At 38.2% G+C, this 18,447-nt stretch carries 14 protein-coding genes; 13 read left to right on the forward strand and 1 reads right to left on the reverse strand.

Annotated elements, in window-relative coordinates; all coding sequences use genetic code 11:
- Positions 1 to 41 precede the first annotated feature (41 nt).
- The 10 genes from HUV91_RS02615 (at position 42) to pstB (ending at position 11,456) form a co-directional block, all read left to right on the forward strand.
- Positions 42 to 1,157 carry a beta-ketoacyl-ACP synthase III gene (locus HUV91_RS02615; protein WP_174492440.1) on the forward strand — a complete coding sequence of 372 codons (1,116 nt, stop codon included), beginning with the start codon at positions 42 to 44 and terminating at the stop codon, positions 1,155 to 1,157.
- Positions 1,158 to 1,368: 211 nt separating this feature from the next.
- Positions 1,369 to 2,142 carry a lysophospholipid acyltransferase family protein gene (locus tag HUV91_RS02620; RefSeq protein WP_174492441.1) on the forward strand — a complete coding sequence of 258 codons (774 nt, stop codon included), beginning with the start codon at positions 1,369 to 1,371 and terminating at the stop codon, positions 2,140 to 2,142.
- A 91-nt stretch (positions 2,143 to 2,233) separates the two neighbouring features.
- Complete coding sequence (locus tag HUV91_RS02625; protein ID WP_130073227.1) at positions 2,234 to 2,632, forward strand: GFA family protein; 399 nt, start codon at positions 2,234 to 2,236, stop codon at positions 2,630 to 2,632.
- 190 nt (positions 2,633 to 2,822) lie between these two features.
- Positions 2,823 to 4,301: an OmpA family protein gene (locus HUV91_RS02630; protein ID WP_228721827.1), complete on the forward strand. Its 1,479-nt coding sequence runs from the start codon at positions 2,823 to 2,825 to the stop codon at positions 4,299 to 4,301.
- 115 nt (positions 4,302 to 4,416) lie between these two features.
- Entirely contained in the window at positions 4,417 to 5,196 is a 780-nt protein-coding gene (locus HUV91_RS02635; RefSeq protein ID WP_174493577.1) for a Rossmann-like and DUF2520 domain-containing protein, read from the forward strand.
- A 79-nt stretch (positions 5,197 to 5,275) separates the two neighbouring features.
- Positions 5,276 to 6,064 (forward strand): fatty acid desaturase, encoded by a 789-nt coding sequence (locus tag HUV91_RS02640; protein ID WP_174492442.1) that lies wholly within the window; start codon positions 5,276 to 5,278, stop codon positions 6,062 to 6,064.
- A 567-nt stretch (positions 6,065 to 6,631) separates the two neighbouring features.
- Complete coding sequence (locus HUV91_RS02645; RefSeq protein WP_130073229.1) at positions 6,632 to 7,657, forward strand: substrate-binding domain-containing protein; 1,026 nt, start codon at positions 6,632 to 6,634, stop codon at positions 7,655 to 7,657.
- Positions 7,658 to 7,757: 100 nt separating this feature from the next.
- Positions 7,758 to 9,137 (forward strand): phosphate ABC transporter permease subunit PstC, encoded by a 1,380-nt coding sequence (gene pstC / locus HUV91_RS02650; RefSeq protein ID WP_174492443.1) that lies wholly within the window; start codon positions 7,758 to 7,760, stop codon positions 9,135 to 9,137.
- Positions 9,134 to 10,528 (forward strand): phosphate ABC transporter permease PstA, encoded by a 1,395-nt coding sequence (gene pstA / locus HUV91_RS02655; protein WP_174492444.1) that lies wholly within the window; start codon positions 9,134 to 9,136, stop codon positions 10,526 to 10,528. The genes pstC and pstA overlap by 4 nt, the downstream gene beginning before the upstream one ends.
- 13 nt (positions 10,529 to 10,541) lie before the next feature.
- Positions 10,542 to 11,456 carry a phosphate ABC transporter ATP-binding protein PstB gene (gene pstB, locus HUV91_RS02660; RefSeq protein ID WP_130073232.1) on the forward strand — a complete coding sequence of 305 codons (915 nt, stop codon included), beginning with the start codon at positions 10,542 to 10,544 and terminating at the stop codon, positions 11,454 to 11,456.
- An 87-nt stretch (positions 11,457 to 11,543) separates the two neighbouring features.
- Here pstB and HUV91_RS02665 read toward each other — a convergent pair whose 3' ends face one another.
- Positions 11,544 to 14,189 (reverse strand): Lon protease family protein, encoded by a 2,646-nt coding sequence (locus tag HUV91_RS02665; protein ID WP_174492445.1) that lies wholly within the window; start codon positions 14,187 to 14,189, stop codon positions 11,544 to 11,546.
- Between the two features lie 182 nt (positions 14,190 to 14,371).
- On the opposite strand from HUV91_RS02665, the gene HUV91_RS02670 reads away from it, so the two are divergent.
- The 3 genes from HUV91_RS02670 (at position 14,372) to HUV91_RS02680 (ending at position 18,383) form a co-directional block, all read left to right on the forward strand.
- Entirely contained in the window at positions 14,372 to 16,543 is a 2,172-nt protein-coding gene (locus tag HUV91_RS02670) for an AmpG family muropeptide MFS transporter (protein WP_228721828.1), read from the forward strand.
- A 232-nt stretch (positions 16,544 to 16,775) separates the two neighbouring features.
- Positions 16,776 to 17,177 (forward strand): lactoylglutathione lyase, encoded by a 402-nt coding sequence (gene gloA / locus HUV91_RS02675; protein ID WP_130073234.1) that lies wholly within the window; start codon positions 16,776 to 16,778, stop codon positions 17,175 to 17,177.
- A gap of 207 nt (positions 17,178 to 17,384) precedes the next feature.
- Complete coding sequence (locus HUV91_RS02680) at positions 17,385 to 18,383, forward strand: bile acid:sodium symporter family protein (RefSeq protein ID WP_174492446.1); 999 nt, start codon at positions 17,385 to 17,387, stop codon at positions 18,381 to 18,383.
- Positions 18,384 to 18,447: the final 64 nt, after the last annotated feature.

Below are 18,447 nucleotides of genomic sequence, written 5' to 3' on the forward strand. Positions count from 1 at the left end.
AATAATTTGAAATATTTGTGAATTTAGAAAAGGAGTTTTCCATGGGCATCCGTATTACAGGAACAGGCTTGTATCATCCCGAGGAAATCATTACCAATGAAGAATTGGTTGAAAGCTTAAATGCTTATGTAGAACAATTTAACAGTGAAAATGCTGAAAAAATTGAAGCAGGCGAAGTCGTTGCACGTCGTGGTTCGAGTGCAGAATTTATTGAAAAAGCATCAGGTGTCAAACGCCGTTATGTGATTGAAAAATCAGGTGTGTTGGATATTAATCGTTTACGTCCACGTTTGGAAGAACGTTCAGAAGATGAGCTTTCTATTCAGGCTGAGTGGGGCGTAATGGCTGCGAAGCAAGCAATGGAAAATGCAGGTGTAACTGCTGAAGATATTGATGTGGTGATTTTGGCATGTTCAAATTTACAACGTGCTTATCCTGCGGTTGCAATTGAAATCCAAACTGCGCTTGGCATTCAAGGCTATGCTTATGATATGAATGTGGCATGTTCTGCGGCGACTTTCGGCTTGAAACAAGCCTATGATGCGGTCAAATCGGGTGCACGCCGTGTGTTATTGGTCAATGTTGAAATTACATCGGGCCACACAGATTATCGCTCACGTGATTGCCATTTCATTTTTGGTGATGTTGCAACTGCTTCAATCATCGAAGAAACGGACAGTAAAACGGGTTTTGAAATTGTGGATACCCATTTATTTACACAATTTTCAAACAACATCCGCAATAACTTTGGCTTCTTGAACGGTTCTGAATTGACTTCTCGTGATGATAAGCAATTCCGTCAGGATGGTCGTAAAGTATTTAAAGAAGTTTGTCCATTGGTTGCCAAAATCATCACGACTCAGCTTGAAAAGAACAGCATTCAGCCTGAAAATGTGAAGCGTTTCTGGTTGCATCAAGCCAATGCCAATATGAATGAATTGATTTTAAAACTGATTGTGGGTAAACAAGTGGCGGAAGCTGATCCTGATTTAGTGCCAATTATTTTGGATGAATTTGCCAATACATCTTCTGCAGGTGTGATCATTGCGTTGCATCGTACTGCGGATCAGGTCAACGATGGTGAATATGGTGTACTTTGTTCATTTGGTGCAGGGTATTCTGTAGGTTCGATTCTTGTGCAAAAGCATGTGGTTTGATTTATTCATAACAGATCTTGTGTAAATACTCAGTATACGTCATTGTTATAAAATATAGATTGAAAGTCTCTACTTCTTGAGGAGGAGGACTGAAAGTCAGCAAGAGGATGGGGAGCTTGACTTAATTAAAACCTCTCCCTAACCCTCTCCTAAAAGGAGAGGGGACTTCTAGTATAAATATGGACTTATTGAGGTTTTGTAGAGATACAACATGACCCTAAAAAAATTAGAAATTCAACATAACTCTAAATTATTACGTGTAATTAGTGCATTGCAACGTTATTACTTTCGTCCGACTTTTTTAGGCGCAGAAAATCTCAATCCTCAAAAACCTGCCATGTATGTGGGAAACCATACCATTTATGGCGTGCTGGATTCTCCGATTCTCATCGACTATTTATATAATGAACATAAAATTGCCATTGTCAGTTTGGCAGATCATATGCATTTTCATATTCCAATTTGGAAAGGAATGGTTAAGCGAGTCGGAGGGATAGACGGAACTCGAGAATTTGCTAGACAGGCGATGCAACAAGGCTATTCTATTTTGGTTTTTCCTGGTGGTGGTCGTGAAGTCATTAAACGAAAAGGCGAAGCTTATCAACTCATTTGGAAACAACGCTATGGCTTTTTAAAACTGGCGCAGGAATTTGGCTATGACATTGCGCCATTTGTGGCTTTGGGTGGGGATGAAGTTTTTGAGCTGGGTTTTGATGTCAATATGCTGTTAAAGCAAAAATGGTTTAATAAAATTTTATCCAATCCGAAAATCGGTTCATTTTTGAGAAATGGCGAGGTGATTCCTTCGATTCCAAAGCATATTATCCCCAAAAGAATTCCGTTTTATTTCAAGTTTATGCCACGTTTAAGTATTGATCAGATTGAAACGATGGAGGATATGATTCAGTTTCGTGATGATTTACAGCAACTGATTTATGCTGAAATTGCAGCTTTAAAAGTGTATCGAGAAAGTGATTGTAAATAAATAATTAAAATTTTCTCTATGGATCATACTTTCATTTACATCAATGTGAGCTAATCTCGTTTGAATCCAAATAAATTAAAATGATGAAATTATGTATACAGCTTCATGTCTCTGTGGCGGAATTCAACTTAAAATTAATACAGAAATTCCTCAAGTGTTCGTTTGTCATTGCGGGCAATGTCAAAAAGCACAAGGTTCAGCTTTTGTTGCCATTGCACCCATTGAAACTAAATACTTAGAAATTTTACAGGGGCAAGCATTATTTTCAGAATACTTTGCAACTGAAAATAAAAAGCGCGTGTTTTGTAAAGCATGTGGTTCCCCTTTATTTAGTGCGCGTTTAGATTTACCAGAAGTGATTCGTTTAAGAGTCGGAATCATCAATGAGCCATTGAGTGCACATATTGCATCACATGCTTTTATCGACTATAAGGCGGCATGGTTTGAGATTTTAGATGAGGCTAAAAAATTCCACGAAGGGCTCAATTGAAAATGAAAATAAGAAGACGTTGTTAGGGGGAATTTGTTTTGTTTCTAGTGAGGGAATACGCCATTCGATATTTATATAAGTTTAAGGAAAATAACAAAACTTAAAGAAAATGATGGTTTTTTAAGCGCATACTCATGTAAGTTATAAAAAATTTACATAACAAATAAAATCTCATGTGAGGAGTATAGAAATGGATCTGATTTCATTATTGAAAGAAAGAGTGACCCCGATCGTATTAAAAGGTGAATCGACGTATTTAACAGAAAAAAGTACAGCATTGGCTGAGTTTTTTCCTTTTTTGTTAGCGATTTTAAAAGCAAATCCTAATTTAATTTCTGCACTTCAAAATAATTTAAATCCGAGATTAGCTGATTTATTTCATACACAAAGTACGTTGAAGGAGCAGTATGTAGAGAGCGTGGGTCAACACGTCCCTCATCATGACATTGAAAATGTTTTAAATCGGTCAATTCCAGCAACATTAAATGTATTAGAAGATGAAGCAGGCTCTCATGACCCTGTAGTGATACAGCATTTTTTAGAACAAAATTATGATGCAATTTCTACTGGTTTAGCCCCTTGGGCGCGAGGGATTTTAGCCGCTTTAGGGCTAGGTACTTTAGCTGCAACAGCAAATACCACATCACAGGCTGTTCCTCCAGTTACACCAACACCTGTTGTGGAGGAAAAGAAAAAATCAAGCTTCTGGCCAGCATTAATTGCTTTATTGATTCTATTGTTTTTGGCTTTTTGGTTATTACGCAGTTGTAAGACAGAAGAGCCAACACCCGTCACCAATAGCACAATGACAAGTTCTAGTCAGCAACCTGCATATTTCCAAATCTCAACAGACCAAGCAGGTGCATTAGTCACATGTCAGGCAAAAATCGGTGATGCAAAGTATATTGATATTTTACAAAAAGAAGTCAAACAAATTTTTAGCCATCAAAATGGTTGTGGCGTAGATTCAAGTAATAATTTTAATGCAGCTTTAGTGGATCAGAATGCTTTAGTGAGTGTATTAAAGTTGTTGAAAGGTGTACCAAATGTCAATTTGGTGTGGACAGGAAATCAAATCAGTTTACAAGGTGCAGATACTGCGAGTTTAAAAGCGTTAGCAGATAAAATCACACCGTTGGTTAAAGATGTGCAAGTCGTTGTGGGTGAAGCAGCAAGTTTAGATGAGGGTGCGGCGGTGACAAGCAGCATTGACAAAGCGAAAGCGGCTTTGAGCAATATTGACCCAAATCAAGTTCGTCCCTTAGATATTGCGACTGCATTAAACTTACAGATTATTAACTTTGCGACAGCATCTGCTGAGATTCCTGATGTGAATAAGTCGGTATTAGACCAAGCCGCAGCATTAATGAATAAAGTACCGAAGGTACAATTGGTTGTAAAAGGCTATACCGATTCGACAGGAAATGCCGAAGCCAATAAAGCATTATCACAAAAACGAGCAAAATCGGTTGTAGATTATTTGGTTGCAAAAGGTGTAGACCCAAGTAAATTGCAAGCACAAGGTTTTGGTCAAGACCAACCTGTCGCAGATAATGCAACCAAAGAAGGGCAATTTAAAAATCGCCGCATTGAGTTTGAAGTGATTAATACTGAAACAGGTACAGTGCGTGAAGTAGATAACAACGGGGTTGAAGAAAAAACGCAATAATCGCCAATAGCATTAAAACGGGCGATTTAGGTCGCTCGTTTTTATTTGCTTTCATTTTAGATTATCTTGAAAATATGCAGCTAGAAATAAAGTCTAAAATTGAGAAATTGACATGATGCGTATAAGTTTTATTGGTTCGGGGCGAGTTGCAACCCATTTGGCACAGGCTTTTGCTCGTCAGTATCAAATTGTACAAATTTTTAGTACTCATTTTGAAAATGCACAAAAACTTGCCAGTCTTGTGCAGGCGGAAGCAATCCATCATCTTCAAGATTTTCAAGATAATATAGACTTATGTGTCATTGCTGTAAGTGATCAAGCCATTGCAAAGGTGATACAGCAGCTCAAACCCTATTTAAAAAATACACTAGTTGTGCATAGTTCTGGAAGTACACATTTAAAAGTATTGGCAGACCATTATGAGAATGTAGGCGTATTTTATCCTTTACAGACCTTTAGTATTGAACGTGAAATTGACTGGGAAAATACCCCTTTATTTATTGAAGCACAGTCTGCAGCGAGTCAAAAAAAACTAGAAAAACTCGCAAATAGCCTGAGTAATAAGGTTTATCTGTATTCTTCAGAGCAGCGTTTGAGTTTACATTTAGCTGCTGTATTTGCTTGTAATTTTAGCAATGCATGTTATGACATGGCAAAACAAGTTCTTGATGCTCAACAGGTAGATTTTAGTTTATTGTCTCCTTTGATTTTAGAAACCGCTCAAAAAGCTGTTCAAAATGAACCCAGATTGATGCAAACAGGTCCTGCCATGCGTGGAGACCATGTGATTTTGAATATGCATGAAGCAATGTTAGCTGCTTCACAACAACCTCATTTGACTCATATTTACCGTATGTTAAGTGAGCAAATTATGAGTCGACAAAAAATAGAATAGTCTTAAGGAATATTTGAGCTTGCAATGAAGATTTGTTCATTTTATAGTCATTTAATTCTCTTTATAAAAATTTATAAAAATGAATGATCAGCAATATTTATTAAAAGTCGTGCAATGGAAAGATTTAGTACATTTACGAACAAGAGATGTTATTTCCGAATTATTGATTTCAATACCTTGGTTGTGTGCATCTTTGGCTTTTGCGTATTTGGCTTGGTATCTATTAGCATTATTGTGTTCGTTTATGTTTTTTTTAACAGGCTTACGTCAAGTGCATAATGCTTTTCATTTTGCACTTGGAATAAGCCGAGAAAAAACACATTGGGTGATGTGGATATTAAGTATTGTCATGTTAGGTTCAATGCATGCTGTGCAAATTAATCATTTACGTCATCACCAATTTTGCATGCAAGATGAAGATGTTGAAGCCAAAAGTGCACGTATGAAATGGTGGCAAGCATTTTTATTTGGGCCATTTTTTCCAATTATGTTACATAAAAAGGCATTTGCTGTTGGGACAAAAACACAAAGAAAATGGATGAGTGCTGAACTTTTAGCAAATATTATTTTAGTGATTGCAGTGTTTTTTATTTTAGATGTCACCATTTTGAAATATCACGTTGTTGCAATGTTGATCGGGCAATGTATGACAGCATTTTTTGCAGTGTGGACGGTGCATCATGATACTGAAGATCATATTTATATGGCTCGTACTGTGAGAAATGAATTTAAGCGAGTTGTGACGTACAACATGTTTTATCATGTTGAGCATCATTTATTTCCTGCTGTACCCACTCGGCATTTACATGTTTTGGCAAAGCGTTTAGATGCTTATGATCCCAATGTGGAAATTAGAGAAGTTTTTTAGTGATCACACTAGAATAAATCTTAAAAGCACAGGGCTTGAAAATGAAAATATAGGAACAGGTTTTAAGTCATGCTGCTGAATTTATATCATTTTTTGATAAAGGCGATTGCTTTAAATTCCTTTTTCTTCTAGATGCAAAGGAAAATCTAAAAGGGCATTGAGTCGTTTTTTCAAATTAATAGGAGCTCTTTTAATATCATTGCCTATGTTTCATATTAGATTTTAAGATTTTGATGTAATTGATCCCATAATCATCTAAAAGTGCTAAAAGATATGTTGTATTGCATCCTATTTACTAGTACTTTGACTGAGATCATCATGACGCTTTCATGAATGGTTACAATTCAAATCAAAAAATATGAGAAAAATAAATATTGAGTAAAATGTCTTTACACATTGAATTTTAAAGAATTTTAATTAAATCAAAAACAAGTCATTAATTATCATAAAAGCGTCATAAAGCTGTAACTTATTTGTCATATTTTAAAATCAAAATGCAGTTATCCAAAAAGTACGCCATTGTGGAATTTAAGTACTTATAATTGCAATTAAGAAAGAGAGAAAAGAATGCGCTTAAATCATATCGCAATTGCTTTAGCAGTTTCAGGGGCAGCAGTAGCATCTACAACACACGCAGCTCGTGATACGATTCAAATTGCTGGTTCTTCAACAGTACTTCCATATGCAAGTATTGTTGCTGAAGAATTTGGTAATACATTCCCACAGTTTAAAGCACCTGTTGTTGGTTCTGGTGGTTCATCTGCTGGTTTAAAACAATTCTGTTCGGGTGTGGGCGACAATACGATTGATATCGCAAACGCTTCTCGTAAAATTAAAGACACTGAAATTGCTGCATGTAAGAAAGCAGGCGTAAATCAAATTTTAGAAATCAAAATTGGTTATGATGGTATCGTATTTGCTTCAAATTCACATAAAGCAGCTTACAAATTACGTCCACAACATGTATTTGCAGCTTTAGCAGCTGAATTACCTTCAAATGGTAAAATGGTACCAAACCCATATACACGTTGGAATCAAATTGACAAAGCGCTGCCAAATGAGCCAATTACTTTAGTCATCCCTGCATCAAATCACGGTACACGTGAAGTATTCCAAGAAAAAATGGTGGATGCTGGTTGTGAAACTTATCAGGCGTTCAAAAACTTAGATAAAGATGCATTAAAGAAAACATGTTCTAATTTCCGTAAAGATGGAAAAGTGATTGAAATTTCTGGTGATTACACTGAAACATTAGCACGTTTAAAAACATCTCCAAGTGCTGTGGGTGTATTTGGTTTAGGTTTCTATGATCAAAACCGTGACAAATTACGTGTTGCAACAGTAAATAATGTTTCTCCATCTGAGCAAACAATTCTTAATGGTTCATATCCAGTATCTCGCCCATTATTCTTCTATGTGAAGGGTGAACACTTGAAATCAATCAAAGGCTTACCACAGTTTGCTGAGTTCTTCTTAAGCAAGAAAGTATCAGGTAAAGGGTCTAAGTTAGAAAGAGCAGGTCTAATTTCTATGTCTGATGCTGAGCGTGCAAAAGTGCTTGCAGCATTTAAAGCAGGTAAGGGCGTTAAGTAATTTTTAAAGATGAAAAGGCTAATGGTGGGAAACTGCCATTGGCATTTTTTGCTAAGCAGTGTTTTTTCAAGTATGACATTGAGAAAACGGTGGAGAATGCATGAATCTGCTACTTATTGGCGTGTTATTGGCTCTCGTAGCAATCGCGTATCAAATTGGTTTAAGTAAAAGTCGAAACATCGCGGGTAAGGGGAAAAATTCAGCTACCTTACACTCACGTCCAGGCTACTATGGTGCATTGGTTGCATTATGGTGTGGTATCCCTGCATTTTTGATTTTAGTGGTATGGAATCTGGTTGAACCGAATCTATTAAAACAAATTATTTTAAATCATATTCCTGCATCAATTGTTGCATCTTCAGATCATGCCAGTATTCAGGTTCTCGTTGAGCGTGTCAAAGCCATTGCTTCTGGTTTCGGGGTGAGTGATACACCAGCTGCATACGAAGTTGCGGCAGCTGCAGAATTAAAGAAAGTTCAAACGATTGGCGCGTTTGCCAAGTTTGCAGTGGTGATCTGTGCAGCATTGCTTGGTTTAGTTTGGGCAAAAAAACGTGTCGAAAAACAATACAGAGCACGTAACCAAGTTGAAAAAACGATTAATGTTGCATTAGCACTCTGTTCAGGTGTTGCGATTTTAACAACCGTTGGCATCGTGATGTCAATGTTTAGTGAAGCGATGCGTTTCTTCCAATTTGTGAGTCCTTTAGACTTTTTCTTAGGTACAGAGTGGAATCCTGGTTTTAGTACCTCAGGAAGTGCAGAAGGAAGTTATGGGCTATTACCACTGCTGTGGGGCACACTCATGGTTAGTATCGTGGCACTTCTTGTTGCTGTACCTGTGGGTTTAATGATTGCAATTTATTTAGCCGAATATGCCTCACCGCGCTTACGTGCGTGGGCAAAACCTGCAATTGAGATTTTGGCGGGTATTCCAACCATCGTATATGGCGTTTTTGCCTTAATGATCATTGGACCATTTTTTAAAATGGCAGGTGATCTGGTTGGACTGAATATTAATGCAACGAGTGCATTAACTGCAGGTTTTGTCATGGGCATCATGATTATTCCATTTGTTTCTTCATTGTCGGATGACATTATTACCCAAGTGCCAAGTGCTTTACGTGATGGTTCTTTGGGACTTGGTGCAACCAAATCTGAAACCATTCGCCGTGTGGTGATGCCTGCTGCATTGCCGGGTATCATTGGCGCATTCTTGTTGGCTGCATCACGTGCAATTGGTGAAACTATGATCGTGGTACTTGCCGCAGGGAATAGTCCTTTATTGCATGTCAATCCGCTTGAAGCGGTTTCAACTGTGACGGTCACCATTGTTAATCAATTAACAGGGGATACAGACTTCGCAAGTCCGCAAGCATTGGTGGCATTTGCTTTAGGTTTGACCCTATTTGTCATTACCTTAGGGTTAAATATTGTTGCACTTTATATTGTGCGTAAATACCGTGAGCAATACGAATGAGTACATCAAATACATCTCCAGTGGATCAAAATGTATTTGATCCTCGTGTGGCAGAAGAATTACGTCAAAAACGTAAAGCAAAAATTGAAAAATCGTTGGCATCACGTCATCGTACTGAAAAATCATTTCGATTTTTTGGTTTAGCGTCAGTGGTCATTGGTCTCGCATTTGTTGCATTACTCTTTGGCAGTATTTTAGCCAAAGGTCTGCCTGCATTTTGGCAAGCAAGTATAAATGTTCCTGTTTATTTTGATCCAAAAGTCATCGATGTAGGACCACAGCCGACCCAATCTCAAAATGAATCACCTGCACAATTTCAAGAACGTTTTGTTGATTGGCAAACCAAAATGGGCATGGTGGATTGGGATGCATTACTTGTAAATGGCATGATTGCAAAAGATCCAAAGCTGGCAGCACATCGTGATGAGTTGGGCAGTATTTACACCAGTTCTGAAGCTTATCGTTTACGTGATATGGTGATGCAAGATCCTGCATTGATTGGTCAAAAGAAAGATGTCAAAGTCTTGGCTGATGCCAATGTAGATGTATGGCTTGCAGGCAATATTGATCGTAATTTACCAGATGATCAGCAACAATTAAGCCCTGAAGTACGTAAGTTAGCCGATTCGATGAGTGCATCGGGTGATATAGATCGTACCTTTAATATGCAGTTATTCACCAACCCAGATTCACGTAGTTCACCTGCAACAGCAGGTTTAGCGGGCGCATTCATGGGCTCATTGTTCATGATGTTGATTGTGATTTTTATCTCAATACCTATTGGGGTAGCATCTGCGATTTACCTTGAAGAATTTGCTAAACAAAACTGGTTAACCGATGTTATTGAAGTGAATATCAATAACTTGGCTGCTGTTCCTTCGATTGTCTTCGGTTTACTCGGCGCATCGATCTTTGTTAGTTGGATGCACATGCCAATTTCTGCACCATTGGTTGGTGGTTTGGTGTTAAGTTTAATGACTTTACCAACCGTTATTATTACCACACGTGCATCATTAAAAGCAGTTCCACCTTCGATTCGTCAGGCAGCTTTAGGTTTGGGTGCATCACGTGTACAAACTATTTTCCATCATGTTTTACCCTTGGCTTTACCAGGTATTTTAACGGGTGCGATTATTGGTGTGGCACAAGCACTCGGTGAAACTGCACCATTATTGTTGATTGGCATGAGCGCATTCGTTGCCAATATTCCTGCAACACCTTTAGATCAATCAACAGCTTTACCTGTACAAATCTTTTTATGGCAAGGCAATGAACTGCGTAACTTCTTTGAAGGGCGTACAGCGGCTGCCATTATTGTTTTACTTGCCTTAATGATTTTACTGAATAGTCTTGCAATTTGGTTGCGTAAGAAGTTTGAAGTACGCTGGTAATTGAGAACAAACTATGAGTATTCTAGATATTAAAAATTCCTTAGAAAAGGATCCGTCAGTGAATCAAGATCACACACAATATACGTCTCAACAAACTGAGCAAAAACGTCCAACGACTTCGTTCGTTTCACAATTTGACTCAAATAGCAGCTCTAAAAAAGAACCAGCGACAACTGTAAAAATCAGTGCTGAAGATACCCATGTTTATTATGGTGATTTTGAAGCAATTAAAGGAATTGACTTAAAAATCTATGAGAATGAAGTCATTGCATTTATTGGACCATCAGGTTGTGGTAAATCAACATTCTTACGTACACTTAATCGTATGAATGACACCATTGATGGTTGCCGTGTTACGGGTAAAGTGACCTTAGATAATCAAGATATCTATGATCCAAACCTTGATGTGGTGCTACTTCGTGCACAAGTTGGGATGGTTTTCCAAAAACCAAACCCATTCCCAAAATCAATTTTTGACAATGTCGCGTATGGTCCAAAACTACATGGTTTGGCACGTGATAAATACGATATGGAAGAAATTGTTGAAAATAGTTTGCGTAAAGCAGGTCTATGGGATGAAGTAAAAGATCGTTTAAACCAACCAGGTACAGGTTTATCAGGTGGTCAGCAACAACGTTTGTGTATTGCACGTACCATTGCGGTGAGTCCTGAAGTGATTTTGATGGATGAACCATGTTCTGCACTAGATCCAATTGCAACGGCAAAAGTCGAAGAACTTATTTCTGAATTGTCTAATCAATATACCATTGCAATCGTGACTCACTCGATGCAACAAGCTGCACGTGTATCTGACCGTACAGCATATTTCCATTTGGGTGATTTGATTGAAGTCAACTCAACTGAAAAAGTATTTACGCAACCGGATCATCAATTAACAGAAGCTTATATTACAGGTCGTTTTGGTTAATTATGTCATTTTAGAATTGACCAAAGCAATAAAAAAGCCCCTGCATTGATCAGGGGCTTTATTTATGGACTTAAATTTATGATTTTATTAGTCAACTTCTGCTTGCGTCATAGTACTTGCTTCAGCCGTCACTTCATCCTTACTTTCGACAGGTGATTCAACGGCTTTTTTCTTGGCAGATTTTTCTTTATTTTTCTTCTTTTTTTTGTTCTTTTTCTTTGGCTCTTCCTCGATTTCGACACCATCTTCAAGTGCTTGCCAATATTCAAGTTGAGCCATTACTGCTGCATAAATCGAGCCTTTGCTATAACGACCTTTTTTATCGAGTGTGCCGACAGGGCGTGCCATTAAAATTTCTAAGGCTTGGTCAATGGTATCAATCGCATGAATGTGAAATTGTCCTTGTGTCACGGCATCAATCACATCTTGTCTAAGCATTAAATGCTGCATGTTTTGACGAGGAATAATCACGCCTTGTTTGCCTGTGAAACCTTGTAATTTACAAGCATCAAAGAAGCCTTCGATTTTGGCATTCACACCGCCAATTGGTTGTACTTGACCGAGTTGGTTCATTGAACCCGTAATCGCCCAAGATTGGTCAATCGGCAGTTGGCTGATCGCAGAAATGAGTGCAGATAATTCGGCAACCGTTGCACTATCACCATCCACTTGACCATAGCTTTGTTCAAAGGCAAGTGCAGCAGAGAAATGTAAAATTTGTTCACGACCAAAATGTGCTTTAAGGAAACTCGACATGAGTAACACACCTTTGGCATGGAGTGAACCACCGAGTTCTACACTGCGTTCGATGTCTAAAATATCTCCGCCGCCTTGATAGACTGAGGCAGTTAGGCGTGAAGGTAAGCCAAATTCAACATCGGCATATTGAATCACTGAAAGTGCATTGATTTGTCCTAAACGGTGACCTTTGGTTTCAATCAGTTGTGTCCCACGTGATAGATCTTGCCAATATAATTCTCTTAAATAGCCTAAGCGATATTGACGATGTTTTAATGCGGTATTGATATGCTGCGCTGTCACCATTTTTTCTTGTTGCTGTACAGCATGGTGATGTGATTCACGAATCAAATCACCTAAAGTCGAAGCATGTAGCGATAAGGAGCTTTGGTCTTCTGCTTGGCGGCTCGAATCTGTCAGTAGTGCAGATAAGGCAGAGCGGTCAAAAGGCAATAATTTATCTTGCTGAACATAATCAGCAATCAATTGCATATAGGCTTGTTCATTTTCATCATTGCGTTGCAACGTGTCTGTGAAATCAGCACGAATTTTAAATACACTGCCTAATTCGGGTTCTACTTCTAAAATCTCATAATAAATTTCAGGTTCAGCCATTAAAATAACTTTGAGATTCAGAGGAATAGATGCAGGCTCAATGGAAATACTGCCGGTTAACGTCAGCATATGCTCAAGCGATGAAAGTTTGAGTTGTCCAGATTTTAAAGCACGTTTTAAACCTTGCCATGCATAGGGTTGTTCAAGCAGCTGTTCTGCTTCAAGCATCAAAAAACCGCCATTGGCTTGGTGTAAAGTGCCAGGGCGAATCAAGGTGAAATCTGTGGTAATGGTGCCATTTTGCGTGAGTTGTTCTACATGACCCAACAAATTGTAATGGGTTGGGAAATCTTCAAAGATGACGGGTGCACCTGAATTGGCTTTATTACTAATCACTACATTGGCTTGATAGCGGGCAGGCACACGATTAAATAAAGAAGGAGAAAACTCAACACCTTCTTGGTCAATCACCGTTTCAACATTGTCGATGATATCTTGTGCGTACAGTTTTAAGTATTGTTCTAAACCTTGCACAGCCTCAAATTTATTTAAAATTTGTTCCATACGTGGAATGATGACTTGTTTAGCAATATCACGGTTGAGCTCGGACACTTGGTCGCGAGCATCATCTTCAAGGTCGCCAAGTTGTAAGCCTAGACGTTCCAGTTTTTTATCCATATAGCGAATATTGGCATTGATTTCTGAACGTTCTTTATTGCTGAGTGCATTCATGTCTTCTTGTGACATTTCTTGAATTTTGTCATCCACATAATGCACAGGTACAAACATATGCTCATCATGGCGATTGATGAGTTTTAAATCTAAAACTTCACCTTCTTTGGTGAGTTCAACCAAAGCTTGTTGTTGTTCATTGCCTGTAATTTGACGAATTTGTTCAATGCGATTGTGATAGGTTTCAGCACTAAAACGACGTTCAAGTTGTTTTAAAATGGTTTGCCAAGCTTGATGCAGTAACGTTTGGAATTTAATGCCTTGTCCTGCGGGAAAACAGAGAGCCAAAGGCTGACGTGCATTTTTAAAATTATTGACATAAACCCAGTCATCAGGGGTTGGCATGGTTTTGGCGTGTTGTTGAAGTAAACGCTTAATCATGGTGCGTTTACCTAAACCTGCCGTACCCACTGCAAAAATATTGTAGCCTGAATAAGGTAGGGCAATACCTGCTTCAACCGAAGCACGAGCGCGATCTTGACCTAAGAAATTATTCAGCGGTTTAATACGTTTGGTAGAAAATGGAATATTGGAACTGTTGGGAATATGCGTCAGTTGTTCAGGTTTTAAGGCTGTTTTCGTCAAGGTATTTTGAATTTCCGTCTGGTCAAAGACTGAAGTTAAAGTGGATTCGATTTGTTTTGAATGATTTGTTGTGGTTACAGTTGAAACAGTGGTTGAACTTAATTGGTCGTGTCTTTGGGTCACAGGTGAAATCCAAAACTAAATAGAAGTTGAAAGCTTTAAGGTATACAGGTTTACCCTAAAAGATCAAGCATTGATGTTGTAAATAACAACAAATTTGCAGCTTGGTTTCATAAAAGTGATTGAAACCATTTGCATTAAGCGGTTGAATAGCATTATTTCATTTTGCAGAAAATAACAACCGAATGTCTACGCAAAACTCAGCTCAATTGCCTGAGCAAAAAACAGGCTGGAAATCTGCTTTCCAAGCATTTTTAGATCGCCGTGCTTTGATCATGTTGTTCCTTGGTTTTTCAGCAGGGATACCGATTCTACTGATCTTTTCAAGTTTGTCTTTGTGGTTAGGTGAAGCAGGCATTGATAAAAGTGCGGTGACTTTTTTTAGTTGGGCTGCTCTCGGCTATTCATTTAAATTTGTGTGGGCACCCTTAATTGATGAGATTCCACTGCCTATACTGACCAAAAAATTAGGACGTAGACGTGCTTGGTTGTTAATGGCACAAATCCTGATTATTTGTGCGATTTGTATTATGGCGTTTTCTGACCCTGCGCTTGGACAGAGTTATTTATATCAGATGGCTGCAGGTGCAGTTTTACTCGGTTTCTCTGCTGCAACACAAGATATTGTGATTGATGCCTATCGTATTGAGCTCGCTGAAACAGAAATGCAAACAGTTTTGGCATCTACTTATAATGCAGGTTATCGCATCGGGATGATTATTGCTGGTGCGGGCGCATTATTTTTGGCAGCTAAACTGGGCACAGCCAAAGGTAATTATATTTATGAGGCGTGGAAATATACCTATTTAGCCATGGCTGCGGTGATGTGTGTAGGGATTGTGACCACATTAAGCATACGCGAGCCGCAGGTAAATCGTGTACATAAGGATTATCAACGCACAGACTATTTCCGTTTGGTTGCTGTTTTTTTTGTGGCGGTTAGTAGTTTTGTTGCAAGTTATATTTTTTCAGGATTATTCACTGCAGCATTGATCGAAAAATTCAGTATTCAAGACAGTTTCTTATTATTTGCGGTAGAAGCAATCCGTTTCATTGGTTCAGGTGCAGCAGCTGTTTTTGCCGCTTATCTATTGATTCAGTTGGGCGCTGTGAACAAGCAAATGGCACATGAAACATGGGTGAATCCAATTGCAGACTTCTTTCAGCGTTATGGAGTCAAACTTGCACTAGTTTTATTGTTATTGATTGGTTTTTATCGTATTTCAGACATCATTGCAGGGGTTATTTCGAATGTGTATTACCAAGATTTAAACTTTACCAAAGAACAAATTGCTGAAGCAGTTAAAATTTATGGCGTGATCTTTAGTTTGGTGGGTGGCTTTCTCGGTGGTTTGCTTGCTCAACGTATGAATATCATGAAATTGATGTTTGTCGGCGCCGTACTTGCGAGCTCAACCAATTTGATTTTTATTGGTTTAGTCAAATCAGGCAAACCGATGGATCAAGTGACTGTGCAAGTGGGGCAACAACAATTTCAAGCCACACCTGATGAAGTGGGGTACTGGAAAGTTCAAGTACCAAGTCAAGCTTTAGCTGCGGCATCTGAGTTAAAAATTAGTTCACATTATCAAGACCAATCAGAACGTGTTCATGTGACGATGCCCTATTTACAGGATAATGGCACAGCACAAATTCAACTATTGCCGATCAGCAGCGATAACACGCTCTCGCAGGTTGAGTTAAAGCAAAATATTGTCGTTAAAGGACAATTACTTGGTGTAGATGCGGCAGGTTTAGTGGATGAACAACCCATTACTTTAAAACTGGATACGCAAGAATTCCCTGCAAAATTAGACAAAGATGGGGTCTTTACAGGTTCAATTGACGCGCAAACTTTGCAAAACTCTCCGACTAAAACCATTACAGCTTCAGTGAATTTTAAACAGGCAAGTGAACCGCTTAGTACACAAACAGGTTATAAAATTGCTGAGACACAAGGTACTTTAGCGATAGATGTCAATCCTATTCAAGCAGTCAAAGTAAATGGTGATGATAGCGTTGAAATTAAAGGGAAGCTGATTGAACCGTATAGCTCAGGTTGGTTATATTTTGCAATTATTGTGGATAATATGGCATCAGGTTTGGCAGGTGCAGCATTTATCGCTTTCCTTTCTAGTTTGACCAGTGTTTCATTTACAGCAGTGCAATATGCGATTTTTAGCTCGTTAATGACTTTAACACCGAAAATTTTAGGCGGGTATTCAGGGACGATCGTGAGTAATATTGGTTATCCAAAATTTTTCTTGATGACCACATTTATTGGTATTCCGATCTTAATTTTGGTGGTTTGGGTGGCGAAGCTGTTAAAAGAGCATCAACAGTCACATCATTCCTAACATATGCATTTTAGTCACTAAGTTATTTTTTATTTTAATGATGAGCTCATTTTATCCGATGATGAAATGAGCTTTTTTATGTGCAGATGATGAGGATAGGGTAACTCACTTTTTCATGCTTAATAAATAGCAAATAGGTGTGTATTCTCATCGTACTCTAAGGCTATAAATTGAAATTTTAGTCAGTTTTGCCTATATTGATCTTAATGATTTCACCAACGGGAATACAATGATGCGCATGCTACATACCATGTTACGTGTAGGCAATTTAGAACAATCGTTAAAGTTCTATACTGAAGTACTTGGAATGACATTGCTTCGTAAACGTGACTATGAGGAAGGTCGTTTTACTTTAGCTTTTGTGGGTTATGGTGATGAAGAAAATCATACCGTACTTGAGTTAACTCATAATTGGGATACGACAAGTTATGAATTAGGCAATGCCTATGGTCATATTGCGATTGCTGTCGATGATGCTTATCAAGCATGTGAAGCAATCAAAGCTCGTGGGGGCAATGTGGTACGTGAAGCTGGTCCAATGAAAGGCGGCGTGACTGTAATTGCCTTTGTAGAAGATCCAGATGGTTATAAAATTGAGTTAATTCAACAAGATGCTAATGCACGTAATAATTAAGTTATCACGACTTTTATATGTGGTTCATGACGAGATTTAAAACACTTTCATTAATACTTAAGTGTCAGAATTAAATAGTGAACATTTAGTGTAAAAAGTAGTTTAATTTGCTGAGCTCAGTAGGATTGAAGTTTACCTTTAGGTAAATTCATCTTGCTGAGCTTTTTTAATGCCGATCCAATTCATAGATAAGACAGGATGTTCACAATGAATATGTTAAAAATACTAGCCTTAGATCGCTTCACCATTCTTTTAATTGTGATGGTAGTTTTAGCGACTTTTTTGCCTGTTCATGGGCAAGTTGCAGATATTTTTGGTAAAATTACCACGATTGCGATTGCCATTTTATTCTTTTTGCATGGTGCTAAGCTCTCTAGAGAAGCCATTATAGAAGGCGTCTTGCATTGGAGATTACATGCAGTGGTTTTTGCATTTACCTTTGCTGTCTTTCCAATTTTAGGTTTATTGGCTAAACCAATTTTATTGCCACTACTTGGACAAGCGTTATATTGGGGCTTCCTGTTTATGTGTTTTTTACCCTCTACAGTACAGTCATCGATTGCTTTTACCTCTGTTGCCAAAGGAAATGTAGCAGCAGCAGTTTGTAGTGCATCCTTTTCTAATTTAATTGGTATGTTTATTACCCCAATTTTAGTGAGTTTTTTTATTTTTGGTCAGTCTAAACATGACTATGATCCAACCTCATCGATTATTGAAATTACTTTGCTATTACTTGTGCCTTTTATTGCTGGACAGTTACTACGACCTTATGTATTTCCATATATGCAAAAAGCACCAAGTATCGTACGTACTTTTGACCAAGGAACCATTTTAATGGTGGTCTATGGTGCATTCAGTGGTGCAGTGGTGGCAGGATTGTGGCATCAAGTGAGCTGGACGACGTTGTTTTATTTAACATTAGTATGTTCAGTTTTTTTGACCATCATTATGCTTTTGGCATTTTATATTCCAAAATGGTTGGGCTTTAACAAACAAGATCAGATCGCAATTTTCTTCTGCAGTTCGAAGAAAACGCTGGCTAGTGGTGTGCCGATGGCGCAAATTTTATTTATTGGACAGCCGCTTGGGATGATTGTATTGCCCATTATGATTTTTCATCAGATTCAGTTAATGGTTTGTGGTGTGATTGCAAACTATTGGTCTAAGCGTAACAGTACTGCTAAAGAACAAGAATCGGGATGGTAATTTAATTATTCGCATATTTATAAAAATTGCCGTATAATACTGCCCACTTGTTGTGCTTAGCTCT

Origin of the sequence: Acinetobacter sp. Marseille-Q1623 (assembly GCF_902809895.1) — a bacterium.
Lineage (GTDB): Bacteria > Pseudomonadota > Gammaproteobacteria > Pseudomonadales > Moraxellaceae > Acinetobacter > Acinetobacter piscicola_A.

Bases quoted from the DNA above. Each gene is read 5' to 3' on its own strand.
- HUV91_RS02620 (WP_174492441.1), top strand. From the start codon at position 1,369: ATGACCCTAAAAAAATTAGAAATTCAACATAACTCTAAATTATTACGT.
- pstA (WP_174492444.1), top strand. From the start codon at position 9,134: ATGAGTACATCAAATACATCTCCAGTGGATCAAAATGTATTTGATCCT.
- HUV91_RS02625 (WP_130073227.1), top strand. From the start codon at position 2,234: ATGTATACAGCTTCATGTCTCTGTGGCGGAATTCAACTTAAAATTAAT.
- HUV91_RS02670 (WP_228721828.1), top strand. From the start codon at position 14,372: ATGTCTACGCAAAACTCAGCTCAATTGCCTGAGCAAAAAACAGGCTGG.
- pstC (WP_174492443.1), top strand. From the start codon at position 7,758: ATGAATCTGCTACTTATTGGCGTGTTATTGGCTCTCGTAGCAATCGCG.
- HUV91_RS02630 (WP_228721827.1), top strand. From the start codon at position 2,823: ATGGATCTGATTTCATTATTGAAAGAAAGAGTGACCCCGATCGTATTA.
- HUV91_RS02635 (WP_174493577.1), top strand. From the start codon at position 4,417: ATGCGTATAAGTTTTATTGGTTCGGGGCGAGTTGCAACCCATTTGGCA.
- HUV91_RS02645 (WP_130073229.1), top strand. From the start codon at position 6,632: ATGCGCTTAAATCATATCGCAATTGCTTTAGCAGTTTCAGGGGCAGCA.
- pstB (WP_130073232.1), top strand. From the start codon at position 10,542: ATGAGTATTCTAGATATTAAAAATTCCTTAGAAAAGGATCCGTCAGTG.
- HUV91_RS02640 (WP_174492442.1), top strand. From the start codon at position 5,276: ATGAATGATCAGCAATATTTATTAAAAGTCGTGCAATGGAAAGATTTA.
- gloA (WP_130073234.1), top strand. From the start codon at position 16,776: ATGCGCATGCTACATACCATGTTACGTGTAGGCAATTTAGAACAATCG.
- HUV91_RS02615 (WP_174492440.1), top strand. From the start codon at position 42: ATGGGCATCCGTATTACAGGAACAGGCTTGTATCATCCCGAGGAAATC.
- HUV91_RS02680 (WP_174492446.1), top strand. From the start codon at position 17,385: ATGAATATGTTAAAAATACTAGCCTTAGATCGCTTCACCATTCTTTTA.